Origin of the sequence: Brevundimonas vesicularis, assembly GCF_027886425.1 — a bacterium.
Lineage (GTDB): Bacteria > Pseudomonadota > Alphaproteobacteria > Caulobacterales > Caulobacteraceae > Brevundimonas > Brevundimonas vesicularis_C.
The window spans coordinates 2209393-2227782 of record NZ_CP115671.1 but is presented as its reverse complement, the minus strand read 5'-3'; the positions used below and the strand labels follow the sequence as shown (position 1 = coordinate 2227782).

Here is an 18390-nt window from a genome sequence, read left to right as displayed (position 1 = left end):
TGTCCTGATTACTTCAGCTGGCAGATGTCGAGTTTGTACATGTCGGTGTAGTCGAGGTTCTCGCCGCCCATGCCCCAGATGAAGGTGTAGTTCGAAGTGCCTGCGCCGGTATGGATCGACCACGGCGGGCAGATCACGGCCTCCCCTTCGGCAATGACGATGTGGCGCGACTTGTCCGGTTCGCCCATGAAGTGAAAGACTCGGTCGTCTCCGCCTAGACCGAAATACAGATAGGCTTCCGAGCGGCGGTCATGAATGTGAGGCGGCATGGTGTTCCACACCGAGCCGGGCTTCAGCACCGTCACGCCCAGCAGTAACTGGCAGGACTTCACCTTCGCCGGCACGACATACTGGTAGATGGTCCGTTCGTTCGACGTCTCCAGCGCGCCCATGTCCAGCGGCACGGCCTCGTCGATCGATATCTTTGTCAGGTCGTAGCGGGCGTGGGCGGGTGTGGCGACCAGATAGAATTTCGCCGGCTCGGCGGGGTTGTTCGAGGCGAAGCTGACTTCGCTCGATCCCATCGGCACATACAGGCCGTCACGGAAGCCCAGTTCGATAGTTTCACCATCCACCGTGATCGAACCGGGGCCGCCGATATTGACCACGCCCAGTTCACGGGCCTGCAGGAAGGGCGCGCCGGCCAAGGAGGGTGGCTCCGACTGCGTGGGCAGGTTCAGGGCGGTCTCAGCCGGGGTCGCGCCGCCGATGATCATGCGCTCGTGGTGGGAGTAGTTCAGGCTGATTTTGCCCGGAACGAACAGGCCCTGGATCAGATAGCGATCGCGCAGCTGCTGGTTCGAGGCCCCGTCCATCATGTCGGGATGGGTGGCCTGATAGACTTTGTCGTACATGGGGTCGTACATGCCGGTCTCCCTGCGAACTCGCAGCGCGAGCCACCGAAACGGATCTTGCGCCCGTCCTTCTGTAGACTAGGTAACCGGTGTCATATAATGATGCAATCGATTAGAACAATGCCGGCCACATATGTCGGCATCGCTTCGCCACCGTCTTGAGGATTTCCCCATGAAGATCGCTCTCATCATCGAAAACAGCCAGGCCGCCAAAAGCGAAACGGTGCATGCGGCGCTAACGGCCGTCGCCGAACCACTGGGCCATGAAGTCTTCCACTATGGAATGTATGCGGCCGAGGACAAGGCCTCGCTGACCTACGTCATGAACGGCGTGCTGACCGGCATCCTGCTGAACTCCGGCGCAGCCGATTTCGTCGTCACCGGCTGCGGAACCGGCATGGGCTCGATGCTGGCCTGCAACAGCATGCCGGGCGTCTTCTGCGGTTTGGTGATCGACCCGACCGACGCCTTCCTGTTCGGCCAGATCAACGATGGCAACGCCATCTCGATGCCCTATGCCAAGGGCTTCGGCTGGGCTGCTGAACTGAATCTGCAGGACGTGTATCGCAAGCTGTTCGAGGGCGAGCGGGGCCTGGGCTATCCCAAGGAACGCGCCGAGATCATGCGCAAGAATCGCGGCGTGCTCAGCGACCTGAAGTCGGTGACCTGCCACGACATGCTGACGGTTCTGAAGACGATGGACCAGGACTTGCTGAAGGCCGCCATCGCCGGCGAGAAATTCCAGGACTACTTCTTCGCCAACGCCACCGACGAAGGCATTCGCGACTATCTGAAGGGCGTTCTCGCCGCCAAGCCTGCGCTCGAAACGGCCTGAGTCGGGTCGGCGCGCGATCACGCGCGCCGACCCGACTCAGCTTGCCGGGATTGCCGACTTGCGCACCACCAGGGCCGGTCGAACTTCCGGCTGCTGCATCTTGGCTGGATCGACGCCGCGCATCGGCGCCAGCAGTTTTTCAGCCGCCATCCGTCCCATGTCGCGGATCGGCAGGCGCACCGAAGTCAGGTTGGGCCAAACCCGCGCCGCCATCGGCAGATCATCGAAGCCGACGACGGACAGGTCGCGCGGCAACTCAAGGCCGCGATCTCGCGCCGCCTGCATAACCCCGATGGCCATGTCGTCGTTGAGGGTAAAGATCGCGGTCGGCGGCGTTTCCAGCGCCAAGAGGGCGTGGCCCGCCTCCACACCTGATTCGAACGTATAGGCGCCTTTGAAATCGTAAGCCGGGTCCAGCGGGATTCCGCGCTCGGCCAGAGCGTCGAGGAACCCCTTGCCCCGCACGGCCGACGACCGGAACAGGTCCGGCCCGCGCACGAGACCGATTCGCTTGTGTCCCAGGTCGGCCAGATGCGCCGCCGCCTCAGCCGCGCCGATCCAGTCATTGGTGACCACCATCGCCTGAGGTTCATCCAACGCCACCGAGGCGATGCGAACATAGGGGCAGTCGAGATCACGCAGCAGGTCGATGACCTGTTCGTCCTCGGACACCGACGGCGGCATGATGACGCCATACAGACGTTGGCGCTCGACGAAGCCCCTGATGTCTTCCAGCAGTGTAGGGGAGTTGCGATTACAAGGATGAACGACCAGTTCCAGGCCGGACCCCTTTAGCGCATCCAGCACGCCCTGCTGCATGTTCACGACGTAGGTCGGGCTGGGGTTGTCGTAGATCAGACCGACGAGGAACGAGCGTCGAAAGGCCAGGCCGCGCGCCTGTGGATCAGGCGTGAACCCCAGAGCCTTGATGACGGCGTTGACCTTTTCGCGCGTGTCTTCCTTGACGAACGGCGACTGATTGATGACCCGCGAGACGGTCTTCTTGGAGACCTGCGCCTCACGGGCGACATCGTTGATGGTTGCCCGCTTGCCCGGCTTGCCGGATCGCGGATCGTCTTGAGCCAAGGCTCGGCTCCTTCCCTATGTGCAGCTTGAAGGCATAGCCGCGACTCGCGGCCGACGCCATGGGGCTCCGTTAAAGCGCATTGACACCGGTTTCCTTCGTCGCTCTTATCGCAGCCTATTCACGAGGCGACACCTTTGACTTCGACCCCCTCACTTGCGAGCCAGAACGACGCGCTGTCGGCCGATCCGGCGGCGATCGCAGAGCAGTTCGTCGCCGCGCGTCTGGCGGCGCGCAACACGCCCGAGTATCCGGGCGTGATTCCCCAGAGCATGGCGGAATCCTACGCCATTCAGGACGTCGCCATCGGTCTGTTTCCCGATGAAGTCGTGGGCTGGAAGGTGGGCGGCGTCCCGTCGGAACAGCAGCCGAAGCTGGGGATCCACCGTCTGGCCGGCGCCATTTTCGCGCGCAACGTCTGGCCGGCGCCCGGCGATACGGTCGTTCCTTTGCCTGAAATCGAGGGCGGGTTCGCAGCGGTTGAAGCTGAGTTCATTGCTCGTATCGGCGCCGACGCCGATCCCGCCAAGACCGACTGGAGCATCGAAGACGCGATGGGCGCCGTGGACAAGGTCTTCATCGGCGTCGAGCTGGCCGGTAGTCCGCTTTCGACGATCAACGACCTGGGCTCCGCCGTGGTCGCCTCCGATTTCGGCAACAATGGCGGACTGATGATCGGTCCCGAGGTCGAGAACTGGCGCGAGCGTCTGGACGGCATCGAGGTCGAAACGGTGATCAATGGCGCCAGCGTCGGCACCGGAGGGTCGCAGTCCCTCGCGGGCGGCGCGATGGAGTCTGTGCGGTTTTTGCTGGAACATTGCGCGCGCTGGGGCCGCCCGCTGAAGGCGGGCACGCTGGTTTCGACCGGCGCGGTCACCGGCGTCCACCGTGTTCACGCGGGCGACGAGGCCGTGTGCATCTTCAAGGGTATCACAGAACTTCACTGTTCGGTCGTTAGGGCCGAAGCCCAGTAACATCATCGGACGCCTACCCCGCCGCCGTTCAGGGACGGAAAAGAGCAGGGACGTGTCGAGGAATATTCAGGAACGGGTTTTCATAACCATGTCAGACGCCTCCGTCGCGCCGCCGATCCAGATCAAGGCGCCATCCCCCGGCAAGTATCGCTGGATCATCATGTGGCTGCTGTTCGCGGCCATGGTCATCAACTACGTCGATCGTCAGATGATCGGCTTCCTCAAGCCGACGCTGTCAGCCGAGTTCGGCTGGTCCGAAACGGACTATGCCGACATCGTCTTCTGGTTCCAGGCGTCCTATGCCGTGGCCTACTTATTGTGGGGCCGGATCATGGACCGGATCGGCGCGCGCTGGGGGCTGGGGATCGCCTTCGGCATTTGGCAGATCGGCCATATCATGCACGGTGCGGCGCGAGATCTGTCACACTTCATGATGGCGCGGATGGTCCTTGGCGTCGGTGAGGCCGGCGGTTTCCCTGGCGGGATCAAGGCGGTCGCAGAGTGGTTTCCCAAGAAGGAACGCGCCTTCGCGACGGGCCTGTTCAACGCCGGCACCAATATCGGCGCCATTGTCACCCCTCTGATCGTTCCGGGCCTCGTGCTGGCCTTCGGCTGGCAGATGGCCTTCGTTATCACCGGGGCCTTGGGCCTGATCTGGCTGCCGATCTGGCTCTTGGTCTATCGCAAGCCGCGCGAGCAGAAGAAGCTGTCCGCGGCTGAGCTGGCCTATATCGAGCAGGACCCGGCCGACGTTGTCGAAAAGGTCAAATGGACCAAACTGCTGACGGTCAAGGAAACCTGGGCCTATGCTCTGGGCAAGTTCCTGATCGATCCGATCTGGTGGATGTTCCTGTTCTGGCTGCCGGACTTCCTGGGCAAGACCTATGGGCTGGATCTGAAGACCTTCGGCCCGCCGCTGGTCGCCATCTATCTCCTGTCCGACATCGGCTCGGTTGGCGGGGGCTGGCTGTCGTCGCGCTTCATGCACAGGGGCATGAGCATCAACAATGCCCGCAAGATCACCATGTTGATCTGCGCCCTGTGCGCCGTGCCGGTGGCCTTCGCGGCCGAGGCGTCAAACCTTTGGCTCGCGGTCGGCATCATCGGACTGGCGACGGCCGCGCACCAGGGCTTTTCGGCCAATCTCTATGCGCTGCCGGGCGATGTCTTCCCCCGCTCGGCGGTGGGGTCGGTCGTCGGCATCGGCGGCATGCTGGGCGCCATCGGCGGCATGGCCATGGCCAAATACGCCGGCTACGTCCTGGAGAAGATCGGCACCTATACGCCCATCTTCATCGTGGCGGCCTCGGCCTATCTGATCGCGCTTCTGGTCATTCACCTGATCACGCCGAAATACGAACTGGCCAAGGTCTGACGAACGACTGAGTGGCTCAGCGCCGCGACGTCATCAAGGATTGCGGCCGGGCGAGCGATCGTCCGGCCGTCGTCTTTTCAGGAAGAGAGAACTGTGATGGATGTGGAACGCAGGACGCTTTTAGGTCTGGCGATGGGGGCCGTAGTCGGCGCATCCGGGGCGAGGGCGCAGACAGTGGCGGATGGCGGCCGCGCCGGTCCGGCCGACCCAACCGAGATCATCCGCCTATGGCCCGACGGCGCCCCGGGCGGGCAGGGCGTGACCGTCACGCCGGTCGTGCCAGAGCGGTCGACCGATCCCGCCTTCCACGACCGTTACGCCCAGTATACGACCGATCCGATCCTGACCGTCTTTCGCCCCGAGCGGCCGAACGGTTCGGCGATGCTTCTTATCCCCGGCGGCGGCTATCGCTGGGCTGTGCTGGACAAGGAAGGGTATGACGTCGCGCGCGTCTTCGCCGCCAGCGGCACGACCTGTTTCGTCCTGCGCTATCGCCTGCCGGCTGACGGCTGGGCGGCCGGAGCCGACGCACCCCTGCAGGACGCCCAGCGTGCGATCCGGCTGATCCGCAGCCGCGCCGCCGACTTTGGCTTCGATCCGCAAAAGATCGCCGTGCTGGGTGCCTCGGCTGGCGGCCATCTGGCGGGGCTGGCCAGCGCCCGGACGGACGCGACCTATGAACCGGTCGATGCCGCCGATAGCGCACCCCTGCGACTCGATCTGACCGTTCTGATGTATCCGGTCGCGACCATGGCGGACCCGTACGTCCACGCCGGATCGCGGACGCACCTGCTGGGCGAGACGCCGTCGGCCGAGCGGATCGCAGCCTATTCTCTGGAGCAGATGGAGTGGCGGAATGCGTCGCCCGTCTTCCTGCTGCACGCCATGGACGACGCGTCCGTGCCGGTGGAGAACAGCCTGCAACTGCTGACCGCGCTCAAAGCCGCCTCTGTCCGGACCGAGGCGCATCTGTTCCAGGAAGGCGGCCACGGTTTCGGCGTCCGTCTGATCCAGGGCAAGCCCGCGCAGGTCTGGCCCGATCTGGTGCGCGCTTGGGCCGCCCGGCTGGATTTTCCGCTCTAGGTTCCCGGCTGGATATAGGGAATGGCCGAGAAGAAGGCCCGCTCGTCCCCGCGCGGATCGTCGACCATGCGCGGCTGGATATCCATCAACATCGTCTGTCGGCGAGGCAGCTCATAGCGGTCCCAGCGCGGCAGTCCGGCATGGTTGGGATCGCCGTCGCGAGCTAGGGCGATGAAGGCGTCGCTCATCCGGTCCGACATGATTTGCGCGCCCGGCCCGCGCGTCCGCGAGCCGGGCGCCTCGACATTGTCGAACACCAGCGGGATGTCGGCGGTATGGAAGGCGCCCTTGCGACCCGAGGCCAACTCTCCAGGGAAGTTGAGTTGATAGACCCAGGCGGGTGCGCCAGCCTTGGCCCGTTCTTCGGCCTCGATCACCGCGCCGCGCCAGGACCGCCCCGCTGTCGTCGCGGCGATCAGCACCTGGTCGGGCGACCACTCAGGATGCATGGCGCGATAGCCGGCGATCACAGCTTCGGGCGTGATGTCGATACGCATGACGCCGGGCGACAGCCGCGCCGCCAGGGTCTCCCACGTCAGCCCGACATTCTTGGGATCGTTGCCCATGAAGCCCAGGGTCTCTTCGCGCGTGTTGCCGATGATCATGGGGATCGACCGGCCCAGCGGCGCCGCGTCGGGATAGAAGGGGTGGCGGGGAAGGGTGCGGAAATCCAGCACCGGCCCGAAATACAGGCCGCCGAAGCCCAGAATCGGGTCCTCGGCGCTCTGCGCTTCGAGCAGCCGCTCGACCGGCATCGTCGCCGCTTCGGCCGCCCGATCCGGCGTCAGGCCCAGAGCCTTCAGCCATGTCGTGGCTCGCGTCGTGGCGTTGATTGGCCCGGACGCCGTCACCTGCTGACCACTCATGGTCGCGGCGCGATGGAACAGACCTTGCGCCGCCGGCGTCGCCATCAGGGTGGCGATCTTGGCGCCCCCGCCGGACTGACCGAACAGCATCACCCTCGACGGATCGCCGCCGAACGCCGCAATGTTGTCTCGTACCCACTGCAGCGCCAGGACCAGATCCAGCTGGCCGACGTTGCCCGAATCTTCGAACCCCGGCGCCAGTCGCGCCAGATAGGCATAGCCGAAGACATTCAGCCGGTGGTTCAGCGTCACCACCACGACATCGCCGCGCGCCGCCAGACGCGTGCCGTCATACAGCGGGTCCGATCCCGAACCGCTCGAATAGGCGCCGCCGTGGATATAGACCATCACCGGTCGCCGACCCGCGTCGGTGCCTGGCGTCCAGACGTTCAGGAACAGACAATCTTCGCTTTGACTCGGCTCATCGCCGCGCTGCGGACTGGCCGCGCCGTAACGTGTTGCACGAACCGGGTCGCGCCAAGGCGTCGGCTTTTCTGGCGGTTGGAACCGCCGCGTCGGCGCTCCATATCGCACGCCCTTGAAGACGCTGATCCCCTCCTGTCGCAGACCGATGACCGGTCCGGCGGTTGTCATCACGCGATTTGGCGCCGTTGCCGCAAGAACGCCGGAGGGCGCCGAAAGCAGACCCGCGGTCGCCATGCTGCTCAGTAGCGCCTTACGTCGCGTGATCATCGATCGTCGCCCATCTGATATCCAACGAGAGCGACTCTGACACCGGTATCATGATCATTCAATGCGCAATGCTTGAGAGTCCAAGATGCAGGCGCAGAAACCCGACGGCAAAGGCCGAAGCCTCGTTTCGATAATGTTGGAACTTGGCCTAGGCCTTCGTCAGGCCGGTGGCGGAGAGGGTGGGATTCGAACCCACGGTACCCTTCCAGGCACGCCGCATTTCGAGTGCGGTACATTCGACCACTCTGCCACCTCTCCGCGGCGCCGATATCGCTTGGTCGAGCGAGGGGCTTCTCTAGTCGGAGCCGCAGCGCTTCGCAACCCGTCTGTGAAAGAAATCCGACGCTATCTTTGCGCGGGCAAAGACATGCCCGGCGCGGCGCCGGTCTGGGCGTCCACGCCCTTGAATCGAAACAGTTCGGCGGGTCGGCCGCCCGTGGTGGAAGATAGCTGTCCGGTGGGTTCGACCAGCCCTGTCCGCTCAACGCCGCGCCGGAAATTCTGTTTGTGCAGGCTGAGGCCCGACACGGCCTCGGCGCCCGTCTGGAGTTGGGACAGGGTGAAGACGCCAGGCGTCAGATCGAACAGAACCGGGCGGTATTTCAGCTTGCTCCTCAGGCGGCCGAGCGCGGTCGCCAAGATGCGCCGGTGATCGGAAGACATGATGCGGCCCGGCATGGGCTGCGTGGACGACAGGTCGGCGTCGCGCCACGCCTCAGCGACCAGACGCGCTTCGTAGAGCAGTTCATAGCGCTCCAGGACCCGCTCCTCGTTCCAGCGGTGATCCCGCGTCAGGGCGAAAAGGGCGCGGGCCCGGGCCAGACGGTGCTCGTCGCCATCGGCCCAGGCGTGCAGGCCTTCCGTGATTCGCGCGTCATGACCGCCGCGCCGATCCTCCCATGGAAAGAACTCGAACACGGCGTCCCAGCGGGCGTCGTGTGTCTGGCCTTCGGCGGCGTCGGGCGTCAGGGCCAGATAGCCGACGGACACCTCTCTGTGACGGCCGGGGCCGGGCGTCGCGCGGGGAGAGGCGCGGCCCGCGTCGCCGAAGGTGTAGAGCTGTTCGACGAAGCCGAGCCGAAACCCGGTCTGGGCGGTCACGAAATCCCGCAGAGCGCGCTCGAAGGTGCGGTCGCGCACGGGATCAAACGGCCCGAAGGGCAGGGCCCGCGAACCGTCCTCGGTCGGGGTCGTCAGGACGACGGCCTGCCGGTCTTTTAAGGTCATCACGACCGCCGACAGACCGATGCGAACGCCATCCTCCGCCCCCTGGGTCATCGTGTTATTCCGTGTGCCAGGCGTCGTCGGCGGGGATCAGGCCGACAGCGCCAGCCAGGACGCGGTAGCGTTCCAGATATCGGGCCTGCGCGACCGGGGCGGGTTGAGGCTCGATCGTCAGGCTGTAACCCTCGGGCGGGCTGCCGAAGAAGCCCAGCGATTCCTTTTCGGTGAAACCCGCCAGCTGCGTCGCCTCGAAAAAGGCGCAGGCCTTGTCGGCCTTCTTGATCAGCGTCTTGATCGTCTGCGGCGTCTTGGGAGGCAGGCCGTAGCGCAAATGGATCGCAGCTTCCAGCTTGGCCTCGAAATCCTTGTAGCCGGCCCCGAGCGCCGCCTTGAACGGCGAGATCATGTCGCCGATGACGTATTCCGAGGCGTCATGCAGCAAGGCGGCCAGACGCCATTTCGGATCCAGGCCGGGCTTGATGTGGGCGGCGATTTCTTCGACCACGCAGGAGTGCTGGGCGACCGAAAAGGCGTGCTCGCCGATGGTCTGACCGTTCCAGCGGGCGACGCGCGCCAGCCCGTGGGCGATGTCCTCGATCTCGATGTCGAACGGCGACGGGTCCAGCAGATCCAGGCGACGACCGGACAGCATGCGCTGCCAGGCGCGGGGGGCGTTCTTCTTGGTGGGGCGCTCGGCCAAATCGCGTGTCCTGATCGCTTGTCGGCTGGTCAGGTGACGCAAAGATACGCCGGGATCAAGCGGGAGGGACCAGACGGCGCAGGAAATCGCCGCGTCAGCGTCCGACGTTCAGTGTGACCAGTTCCTTGGCGTCGTCGAAAATGCCGTCGTTTCTACGATCCTTGGACCTGACCACGGCGATGACGATCGGGCCGCCGCTGGGGCCGCGTGCCTCGAAGCCGACCTGGCGCCAGCCCGCATCGCCGGGCTGATCGTCAGCCAGGATATAGGTCATGCGCGTCGCCGCGCCCGGCGCACGGGTGCGCACGCGAGTGGAGTTGTCGTTGGCGTCCACGCTGACCGTCGAGGTTTCGGTGCGGACGTTTTGTCCGTCCTTGGACTGGATGTTGATGCCGCCGATGCGGACGCTGGCGTTATCGCCCTGGGTCTCGATCTTCAGGCCGGGCAGGCGGACCGAGGCGTCCTCGCCGCGCGTCTTGATGTCGACCCCAGGCGCTTGGACGGAAGTCGTATCGCCTGCCTCGATTGATGGAGGCGGTGGCGGCGCATCGCCTGCGCCCGGGGCCAGCCGCGCGACTGTATGAGGCAGATCGGCGCTGGCGCGCGCCTCGAAGTCCCGCAACACATCATCGACTGAGCGCCCGTCTAGCTTGACAAGATGTAGCACGACGTCGGCGCCCTTGGGGCCGCCATAGACGCAGTTCGCGCCGCCTGCCGCCGCCAGGCCCTTTCGCGTCAGGACGCCAAGATTGTCCGGGCATTGCAGGGCGTCGATCACCTTTAATACGCCTGCGCCCTGATCGTCGCTGGACGAGGTGGTGGTGATGCGGACCGAGTTGTCGCCGTCGCAGGCAGCTAGGCTGGCGCTGAGGGCTAGATAAAGCAGGATATGACGCATGGTCGAACCTCTCTTGGCCCTCATTCTGCGCGCTGCGGCCGCGTGATCCAGTGAAATCGCGGTAATCACCGGGTCAGCCGCCGGGGCGCGAGCCTTCGCGGCGGTTCAGGAACGCCAGGCGTTCGAACAGATGCACGTCCTGCTCGTTCTTTAGCAGCGCCCCATGCAGCGGCGGGATCAGCTTGTTCGGCGTCTTCTCACGCAGGGTCTCGGCGTCGATATCCTCGACCAGCAACAGCTTCAGCCAATCCAGAAGCTCTGAGGTCGACGGCTTCTTCTTCAGGCCCGGCGTATCGCGGATTTCGTAGAAGGTCTTCAACGCCTCAGAAACCAGGCGCGGTTTGATGCCGGGGAAGTGCACATCGACGATCGCGGACAGGGTCTCGGCGTCGGGGAAGCGAATGAAGTGGAAGAAGCAGCGGCGCAGAAAGGCGTCGGGCAGCTCTTTTTCATTGTTGGAGGTGATAATCACGATGGGGCGCACTTCGGCGCGGATCGTCTCGTCCGTTTCCTGGACGTAGAACTCCATCCGATCAAGTTCCTGCAGCAGGTCGTTGGGGAACTCGATGTCGGCCTTGTCGATCTCGTCGATCAGCAGGACGGGACGGGCAGGGGCGGTGAACGCCTCCCACAGCTTGCCCTTCTTCAGGTAGTTGCGGACGTCATGGACGCGTTCCTCGCCCAACTGGCTGTCGCGCAGGCGGCTGACGGCGTCGTACTCATAAAGGCCGTTATGGGCCTTGGTCGTGGATTTGACGTGCCAGGTGATCAACGGCGCATCGAAGGCCTTGGCGATCTCATAGGCCAGGACCGTCTTGCCTGTGCCGGGCTCGCCCTTGATCAGCAGGGGACGCTCCAGTGCGACCGCAGCGTTCACCGCGACCTTGAGGTCGCTCGTCGCGATATAACGGTCCGTGCCTTCGAAACGGCTCATAGAAAAACCCACTCCATGTTTCCACGAAGTGGGTTAGCGGATCGCCTGCGTCGTGAACAGCGATCAGGTGATGCGCTTGGCCGAGACCGGATCACTGGCGGGGAAGGTCTCTTCCAGGCCTTCATCGACCAGAGCTTCCTGGCGGCTGTCGGACTTGTCGATCTTGTCGAGTTGGTCCGGCACGCCGTCCTGCGAGGTCGTGCGCTTGGCGTGCGGGGCGTCGGGCGACGCGTCGTGACGGGCTTTGTCGTCGGTCATGTCATTCTCTCCTTATCACGCCGAAGCGTCTTGATCGCCGTCCGGGCCGTATCCCAGATCCGTGATGTCGTCATCCGAGAGCCGTTTCGCCTCCCAGTGTGCGGCGCTGGCCTGTGCGCCGCGTTCGTTTTCCATCAGGCCCGAATAGACGAGCTCGACTTCATCTGGTGCTGACGGGGGCCCGCCTTCGGCGTCGATCTGATCGCGGTTTTCGCCATCGACGCCCAATAGGGCGTCGGCTTCGCGTTCGATGCCGTCGAGAGCTAACTGGTCGTCGAGATCGACCTCGGCGTCCTCGTCGAACTCCTCTTCGTCGGCGTCGCCATCCGCCTGGGTCACGTCCAGCACCTGGTCTGCTTCATCCAGCAGAAATTCGCCGTCGCCCTCGTCGTCCAGATGGGTTTCGTCGAACGTCTCAGACTGTTCCTGATCGTCCTGATAGTCGTTGTCCGGCATGGTCGTCTCCTCTTCGACAAGCCAACGCAACGGCGACGATACGCGTTCCAGCGGATCGATCTCACAAGGGATGGTTAACTGATGCCGGGGTAGGGTCTGATTCACTCGGAGCTGTCGTGCGCGACCGGCTCGACCACGACTGGAGTACGGTCCTCAATGGCCTTGAAGCTGTCGCTGAAACCCGGCGAGAAGTTCGTTCTGAATGGCGCCGTGGTCCAGAACGGCGATCGTCGCGGCGTGCTGATCCTCCAGAACCGCGCCAGCGTCCTGCGCGAGAAGGACATCATGCAGGCCGAGGACGTCACCACGCCCGCACGCCGCATCTATTTCCCGATCATGATGATGTATCTGGACGAGAGTTCGGCGTCGAAGTTCTTCGACGAACTCGCTCTGCGGATCACCGAATTCATGGGCGCGACGCAGAACCCGGACATCCTGGCCGAATGCGTCTCGGCTTCGCGTCATGTGCTGGCGCGCGAATACTACAAGGCCCTGATGTCGGCGCGTAAGATTGTCGAGTATGAAGAGAGAGTGCTGAATGTCGCTTCAGGCCTACACAGCGGCGACAGCGAGGGCTGAGAGCCCGCGCGACCTGGAATACCGTCTGTTCGGTCAGGTCACGCGCGCTCTGGTTCACGCCTCAACCGTCGACGAATCCGACATCGCCACCCGTATCGACGCGCTGGACTGGAACCGGCGCCTGTGGTCGACGCTGGCCGGCGAGTGCAGCGATCCCGGCAACGCCCTGGGCGCTCCGATGCGCGCGCAAATCATTTCCCTGAGCCTGTTCATCAATCGCCATTCCTCGGCGATCATGCGGGGCGAAGAGAGCTTTCAGGATCTGATCGATATCAATCGCATGATCATGCAGGGCCTGTCCGGCGGGGCGTCGCCGACGCAGTAGATCGACACGCGTTCACGAAAGCGCGAAGCCCATTGGCGCAAGGCGTTGAGCCGTCTTATGTTTCACCTCCCTGTTCAACAGTCGAAAGGAGGTGATCCAGTGTCTCATTGTCATCAATCGCGAGCGGCGACCGCGACCCTGGCCCTCGGAGAGGGTCTGGTCTGAGCCTTTCAGACTGAGTTGCGGCCGGACCGTTCGCGGTCAGGCAATGAAGGGTCGCCGGGGAAACCCGGCGGCCCTTTTTGTCGCCGTCAGTGCAGCAGTTTGGCGAACCAGCCGGTCACGTGCTGGGCCACCTCGACTACCGTCGCCCATATCAGGAACAGATAGAGAGCGCTGGCTGCGGTGGCGACGACGCCGAGCAGGATGGCGACCCCGTCGCGCTGCATCATGCCCAGGGCGAACAGAACCAGGGCGATGCCGGGCAGGGCGTCTCCAAATGGGATGGGCAAGGCCATGATCAGGGCCAACACGACGCAGACCAAGCCGGTGAAGGTGTCGGCGACATCGCCGGTCAGCAGCGGCAGGCGCGGGCGGGTCAAGCGTTCGATGGCGCGGACCATCTTCAAGACGCTCAGGCCATTCGGGCGTCTGCGAACGGCGCGCCTCACGCCGTCGGAAAAGATGTAGCGGCGCCCGGCGATCCGCACCCTTGCCGACAGCACCCAGCGGCGTAGCCAGGCCGGGGCTGCGAACGGCGTGGCGATCAAGGACGTGTAGGCGGCGCGGGACACCGAGGCCTTCAACATCCAGCGCGGCAGCCACACACTCTGTCTCTGGAAGGCCAGTTCCAGGGACATCAGGATGATCGGTACGGCGAAGACCGCCTTGCCGCCGGGCGGCCAGGGCAGGAGCGCCAGCAGCGACAGGATCAGGATCATGGCCCCGAAGCCACGCTCGCCGAACGACGCGACCAATTCGGCCATGGTCAGCTTGGGCTCTGGGGCGTGGCCGAGGTCTTCAAGGACGTCGGAGAACCGCCGCAGGTCGTCGTTCGGAGGCGGTTGGGCGGGCATCAGGCGGGGCGCTCGGCTGGAGATTGCGCCCATCTAGGCGGTCGGCGCGCGGATCGCCACTTACAGAACGGACAGGCGATCAGATAAATCGACTGTGTCTCAGTCCTGCACGTGCTCGGGTTTGCCCTTGCGCTTGGTTTCGGCTAGGTCTTGCAGCTGCTTTTCCGTCATGGACTCGACCATGGACTTGGACGCGCCCTTAAGTTTCGACTTTGGCGTGTCTCCTCGCTTAGCCGACAGGGCCGCGCCGGCGGCCTTTTGCTGAGCGGCGGATTTGGCGGGCATGGTCTGTCTCCCTTGTGCGGAGACAAGCCGTCAGCCGCCCAGCAGTTCCCGTCCGATCAGGAAGCGGCGAATCTCGTTGGTGCCGGCGCCGATGTCATAGAGTTTGGCGTCGCGGACCAGTCGTTCAACCGGCCATTCCTTGGTGTAGCCGGCGCCGCCCAAGGCCTGAACGGCCTCCATCGTGACCTTCACCGCATTTTCGGACGCCAGCAGGATCGCACCCGCCGCGTCGTAGCGCGTTGTCAGGCCGGCGTCGCAGGCACGGGCGACCGAATAGACATAGGCGCGGGCGCTGTTCAGGGCGACATACATGTCGGCGATCTTGCCCTGCATCAGCTGGAACGAGCCGATCGGCTTTCCGAACTGTTTGCGGTCGCGGACGTAGGGCAGGACCACGTCCAGCGCGGCCTGCATGATGCCGAGCGGGCCAGCGGCCAGAACGGCGCGCTCATAGTCCAGGCCGCTCATCAGCACGCCGGCGCCGCCGCCCAACGGACCCATGATGTTGTCTTCCGGCACTTCGCAATCTTCGAAAACCAGTTCGGCGGTGTCCGAGCCGCGCATGCCCATCTTGTCCAGCTTCTTGCTGACGCTGAAACCCTTCATGCCCTTTTCGATCAGGAAGGCGGTGCAACCCTTTGATCCAGCGTCCGGATCGGTCTTGGCATAGACGACGAGGGTGTCGGCGTGGGGCGCGTTGGTGATCCAGAACTTGGTGCCGTTCAGGATGTAGCGATCGCCCTTCTTTTCAGCGCGGGTGCGCATCGACATGACGTCGGAACCTGATCCGGCCTCGGACATGGCCAGCGAGCCGACATGTTCGCCGCTGATCAGCTTGGGCAGATATTTCTGCTTCTGCTCGGCCGTGCCCCAGCGCCGGATCTGATTGACGCACAGGTTGGAGTGGGCGCCGTAGCTCAGGCCGATCGAGGCCGAGGCGCGCGACACTTCCTCCATCGCCACGACATGTTCGAGATAGCCCAGGCCAAGGCCGCCGAACTCTTCCTCGACGGTGATTCCGTGCAGGCCCAGTTCGCCCATCTCGGGCCAGAGCTCGCGTTTGAACTCGTTCTTTTCGTCGATCTCGGCGGCCAGCGGCGCCAGGCGATCAGCGGCCCAGCGGGCGGTGGTGTCGCGGATGGCGTCGGCGTTATCGCCAAGGCCGAATTCCATGGATTGGGGCGCGAAGGGAATGCTCATGCGCTAGGGCGTAGCATCGCGCACGGCCTTTCGCCAAGCGCTGTCAGACGCGGTCAGCCCGTCCCCAGCGCCGATAGCAGTTGTAGCCCGACACCCCCAGGCAGGCGACGGCGACCAGGATCAGGACCCAGGCGACCGTGGCGGTGTCGCTGCTGTTCGATATCGACGCGCGGCGAAAGGCGGCCATGGCGACGCCGAGGCACAGGGCGCCCAGGCCGCCCATGATGACGAAGGTCAAGGTTTCCCCCAGGCCCGAACGCCGCTTGGCCCGAGCGCGGGCCACGACCTCGCGCGTGCTCAGCACGTCTTCGCTGGCTGCCGCATCACCCTCGATGGCCGGTGCGGCGGCGCTGTCGCCGGACGCGGCTTCGGCCAGTCCCGGCGCGGTCAGGACCACGCTGGTTTTCTGCGCACCCGCGAAGCCCGACGGCGTCTCCGGCTGTTGGGTCTCGACCGGCGCGTGGATGTCGTTCGCGGCGATGATCGGCGCAGCGACGGACACGGTCTCCGATTGCCCTGTCAGCGGCACGACGTCCGGGACCGGGCCGACAGCCGTCGCGGCATAGACGGCGGGGGGCTGAGGCGCGGTGGTCGCTTGAGCCAGCGGTACGTCGTTCTGAGCCGGGAAGGGGGCGACGGCTTCATCCAGGGCGCCGTCGACGGCGGGCAGGGTCGGCTCATCCGTCTCGAAAGGAGACGGCAGGGGCGCTGCGAGAAGATCCGCCAGGGTGACCGGCGCGCCGGGTGCGGCGTTGAACAGCGCGTGTTCAGCCGAACGACGGCGGGTTGGGGTCTCGGCTGCGGCTTCATCGGCCCAGGCGCTCATGGAGGCGGACGCCTGCCGGGCAGACCCCGCATTCAACTGTTCGACCACGTCGGAGGCGGCGAACCTGTCCGCGCCGATGGAAAAGGCGAAACTGGCCAGGGCGTCGAACTGATGCTGGTTGAGGTGAACGCGGACATGATCGGTCACGGCCTTCACGACCGGGATCAGGTCGTACTGCATTAGCAGTTCGGCCTCGGCCTCGGAAACCCTCGCGCCCTCGCGAGCCGACTGGGTGTGGCCATAGCCGATGACCCAGCGACCGTCGCTGCGCTGCATGGCCCGAGGCCGGAAGCCTTCGAAACTCTTGATCAGCAGGACGCCCTCGCGGGACACCTTGCTGGGTTTGGGGAGGACGTCAGACACAGTTGACCCAATTGGAAACAGGCGCGCGGCGCTCGCACCGCTCCCAGCAAGGGCCGCGCCGGATCGTCCGCGTCGTGTCTAGAGCAGCACCAGTGTGGCCAGACCAAGGAAGATCAAAAAGCCGAAGAAGTCGGTGGTCGCCGTTACGAACACGGCCGATGACACGGCCGGGTCGAACTTCAGCTTGGACAGGGTCAGGGGCGTCAGGACCCCGATCGAAGCGGCGACCAACAGGTTCAGGATCATGGCCGCGCCGATCACCAGGCCGATCTTCCAGTCTTCGTCTCTGAACCAGAAGCCCGCAGCGATGCCGATCAGGGGGGCCAGGATCAGGCCGTTGGCCAGGCCGACCATCATTTCCCGCCAGAAGGTGCGCGGGGCGTTCGAACTGTTCAGCTCGCGCGTCGCCAGGGCGCGTACGGTCACGGTCAGGGCCTGGGTGCCGGCGTTGCCGCCGATGGCCGAGACGATTGGCATCAGGACGGCGAGGGCGACGATCTGCTGGATGGTGGCCTCGAACAGGCCGATGACACTGGCGCCCAGCGCCGCCGTCGCCAGATTTATCGCCAGCCAGGGCACGCGACCGCGCACGATCTCGGGCACGGACGAACCGCGGTCCTCATCGGCGACACCGGCCAGACGCAGAATGTCCTCGCGGTTTTCTTCCTGAATGATGTTGACGATGTCATCGACGGTGATCTGACCGACCAGCCGACCGGCCGCGTCCACGACGGGCGCCGAGATCAGGTGGTATTTCTCGAAGATGTAGGCGACTTCTTCCTGATCCTGATCGACGGCGATCTCGTTGATCGGCTCCATCAGATCGGTCAGGGCGACGGTTCGGGCGGCGCGTAGAAGACCGCTGATCGGCACGCCGCCGACCGGACGGTTCAGCGGATCGACGACATAGATGTCGAAGAAAAGCTCGGGCAGGTCGTCGCCCTGTTTGCGGATGTGGTCGATGGTGTCGCCCACGCTCCAGAACTGGGGCGCGGCCATCACCTCGCGCTGCATCAGGCGGCCGGCGGACTCTTCCGCATAGCCCAGGCTGCTTTCGATGGCGGCGCGATCGACTTCGGGCATGGCGGCCAGAACGCGTTCGCGCTGGTCGTCTTCCAGGTCTTCGACGACGGCGGCGGCGTCGTCGGAATCCAGTTCCTGCAGCGCCTCGGCCAGGGTGCCGTGCGGGACCCGCTCCAGCACCTCTTCGCGGATATTGTCGTCGAGCTCGGGCAGGGTCTCGGCCAGAAGCTCGGGCGGCAACCACAGCACGACGACGGCGCGGTGTTCCGCCGTCAGAAAGCCCATCAGGTCAGCGACGTCGGCCGGGTGCAGGTCTTCCAGCAGCGAGCGCAGCCGCATCCCGTCGCCGTCGTCGGCGGCGTCCACGACTTTCTCGACGAATTGAGGGGTGAGGACATAGTCCTCGTCCAGGGCGGCGTGGTCTTCGTTATCGAGCGTCTCGTCTGGAGCAAAGGCGGTGTCCGTGGTGCTCACGTGGTCGCCTCCCTTGGTAGAATGTCCAGCCGTACTTAGCCGATGAATCGCCCTGTTTAGCCAGA

Annotated in this window: 20 protein-coding genes and 1 tRNA gene; 6 read left to right on the top strand and 15 right to left on the bottom strand. The window is 64.7% G+C overall.

Going from position 1 to position 18390, the window contains the following annotated elements; all coding sequences use genetic code 11:
• Window positions 1–8: 8 nt before the first annotated feature.
• Entirely contained in the window at window positions 9–854 is an 846-nt protein-coding gene (gene kduI, locus PFY01_RS11530) for a 5-dehydro-4-deoxy-D-glucuronate isomerase (RefSeq protein ID WP_271043056.1), read from the bottom strand.
• A 172-nt stretch (window positions 855–1026) separates the two neighbouring features.
• On the opposite strand from kduI, the gene PFY01_RS11525 reads away from it, so the two are divergent.
• Window positions 1027–1689 carry an RpiB/LacA/LacB family sugar-phosphate isomerase gene (locus PFY01_RS11525; protein WP_271041371.1) on the top strand — a complete coding sequence of 221 codons (663 nt, stop codon included), beginning with the start codon at window positions 1027–1029 and terminating at the stop codon, window positions 1687–1689.
• A 36-nt stretch (window positions 1690–1725) separates the two neighbouring features.
• Here the strand turns inward: PFY01_RS11525 and PFY01_RS11520 are convergent, their stop codons facing one another.
• Entirely contained in the window at window positions 1726–2775 is a 1050-nt protein-coding gene (locus tag PFY01_RS11520; protein WP_199059310.1) for a LacI family DNA-binding transcriptional regulator, read from the bottom strand.
• A 135-nt stretch (window positions 2776–2910) separates the two neighbouring features.
• Between PFY01_RS11520 and PFY01_RS11515 the strand changes: the two genes are divergently transcribed.
• From PFY01_RS11515 to PFY01_RS11505, 3 genes are all read left to right on the top strand, one after another.
• Complete coding sequence (locus PFY01_RS11515; RefSeq protein ID WP_271041370.1) at window positions 2911–3747, top strand: 2-keto-4-pentenoate hydratase; 837 nt, start codon at window positions 2911–2913, stop codon at window positions 3745–3747.
• Between the two features lie 88 nt (window positions 3748–3835).
• The gene (locus tag PFY01_RS11510; RefSeq protein ID WP_271041369.1) at window positions 3836–5122 is read left to right on the top strand and encodes an MFS transporter; all 1287 of its coding nucleotides are present in this window, start codon (window positions 3836–3838) and stop codon (window positions 5120–5122) included.
• A 132-nt stretch (window positions 5123–5254) separates the two neighbouring features.
• Window positions 5255–6205 (top strand): alpha/beta hydrolase, encoded by a 951-nt coding sequence (locus PFY01_RS11505; protein ID WP_271041368.1) that lies wholly within the window; start codon window positions 5255–5257, stop codon window positions 6203–6205.
• Here PFY01_RS11505 and PFY01_RS11500 read toward each other — a convergent pair.
• From PFY01_RS11500 to PFY01_RS11465, 8 genes are all read right to left on the bottom strand, one after another.
• The gene (locus PFY01_RS11500) at window positions 6202–7764 is read right to left on the bottom strand and encodes a carboxylesterase/lipase family protein (RefSeq protein WP_271041367.1); all 1563 of its coding nucleotides are present in this window, start codon (window positions 7762–7764) and stop codon (window positions 6202–6204) included. The two genes, PFY01_RS11505 and PFY01_RS11500, sit on opposite strands and share 4 nt — an antisense overlap.
• Before the next feature lie 168 nt (window positions 7765–7932).
• Window positions 7933–8022 (bottom strand) — tRNA-Ser (locus tag PFY01_RS11495).
• An 87-nt stretch (window positions 8023–8109) separates the two neighbouring features.
• A complete protein-coding gene (locus tag PFY01_RS11490) occupies window positions 8110–9042 on the bottom strand; it encodes an NUDIX hydrolase (protein ID WP_271041366.1) in 933 nt (310 codons plus the stop codon).
• 4 nt (window positions 9043–9046) lie between these two features.
• Window positions 9047–9688, bottom strand: a complete 642-nt coding sequence (locus PFY01_RS11485) for a YfbR-like 5'-deoxynucleotidase (RefSeq protein WP_017505221.1) — start codon at window positions 9686–9688, stop codon at window positions 9047–9049.
• 94 nt (window positions 9689–9782) lie between these two features.
• Window positions 9783–10586 carry a methyltransferase type 11 gene (locus tag PFY01_RS11480; RefSeq protein WP_153924051.1) on the bottom strand — a complete coding sequence of 268 codons (804 nt, stop codon included), beginning with the start codon at window positions 10584–10586 and terminating at the stop codon, window positions 9783–9785.
• A gap of 73 nt (window positions 10587–10659) precedes the next feature.
• Window positions 10660–11520, bottom strand: coding sequence for an AAA family ATPase (locus tag PFY01_RS11475; RefSeq protein WP_017505219.1), 861 nt, complete (start codon window positions 11518–11520; stop codon window positions 10660–10662).
• 63 nt (window positions 11521–11583) lie between these two features.
• The gene (locus PFY01_RS11470) at window positions 11584–11778 is read right to left on the bottom strand and encodes a hypothetical protein (protein ID WP_017505218.1); all 195 of its coding nucleotides are present in this window, start codon (window positions 11776–11778) and stop codon (window positions 11584–11586) included.
• A gap of 15 nt (window positions 11779–11793) precedes the next feature.
• Window positions 11794–12234, bottom strand: a complete 441-nt coding sequence (locus PFY01_RS11465; protein ID WP_271041365.1) for a hypothetical protein — start codon at window positions 12232–12234, stop codon at window positions 11794–11796.
• A gap of 156 nt (window positions 12235–12390) precedes the next feature.
• Here PFY01_RS11465 and flbT point away from each other — a divergent pair, with 156 nt between their 5' ends.
• Both flbT and flaF read left to right on the top strand, forming a co-directional pair.
• Window positions 12391–12813, top strand: a complete 423-nt coding sequence (gene flbT / locus PFY01_RS11460; RefSeq protein WP_045811316.1) for a flagellar biosynthesis repressor FlbT — start codon at window positions 12391–12393, stop codon at window positions 12811–12813.
• Window positions 12773–13138 (top strand): flagellar biosynthesis regulator FlaF, encoded by a 366-nt coding sequence (gene flaF / locus PFY01_RS11455; RefSeq protein WP_039247294.1) that lies wholly within the window; start codon window positions 12773–12775, stop codon window positions 13136–13138. Before flbT ends, flaF begins: the two co-directional genes overlap by 41 nt.
• Window positions 13139–13389: 251 nt before the next feature.
• Here flaF and PFY01_RS11450 read toward each other — a convergent pair whose 3' ends face one another.
• From PFY01_RS11450 to mgtE, 5 genes are all read right to left on the bottom strand, one after another.
• On the bottom strand, window positions 13390–14154 hold the full coding sequence (locus PFY01_RS11450; protein WP_221414913.1) for an exopolysaccharide biosynthesis protein: 765 nt from the start codon (window positions 14152–14154) through the stop codon (window positions 13390–13392).
• A gap of 99 nt (window positions 14155–14253) precedes the next feature.
• A complete protein-coding gene (locus tag PFY01_RS11445) occupies window positions 14254–14439 on the bottom strand; it encodes a DUF3008 family protein (RefSeq protein WP_271041364.1) in 186 nt (61 codons plus the stop codon).
• 30 nt (window positions 14440–14469) lie between these two features.
• Complete coding sequence (locus PFY01_RS11440) at window positions 14470–15639, bottom strand: isovaleryl-CoA dehydrogenase (RefSeq protein ID WP_271041363.1); 1170 nt, start codon at window positions 15637–15639, stop codon at window positions 14470–14472.
• Between the two features lie 43 nt (window positions 15640–15682).
• Window positions 15683–16828 (bottom strand): glycoside hydrolase family protein, encoded by a 1146-nt coding sequence (locus PFY01_RS11435; RefSeq protein WP_271041362.1) that lies wholly within the window; start codon window positions 16826–16828, stop codon window positions 15683–15685.
• Window positions 16829–16906: 78 nt separating this feature from the next.
• Entirely contained in the window at window positions 16907–18325 is a 1419-nt protein-coding gene (gene mgtE / locus PFY01_RS11430) for a magnesium transporter (RefSeq protein WP_066551775.1), read from the bottom strand.
• Between the last annotated feature and the right edge of the window lie 65 nt (window positions 18326–18390).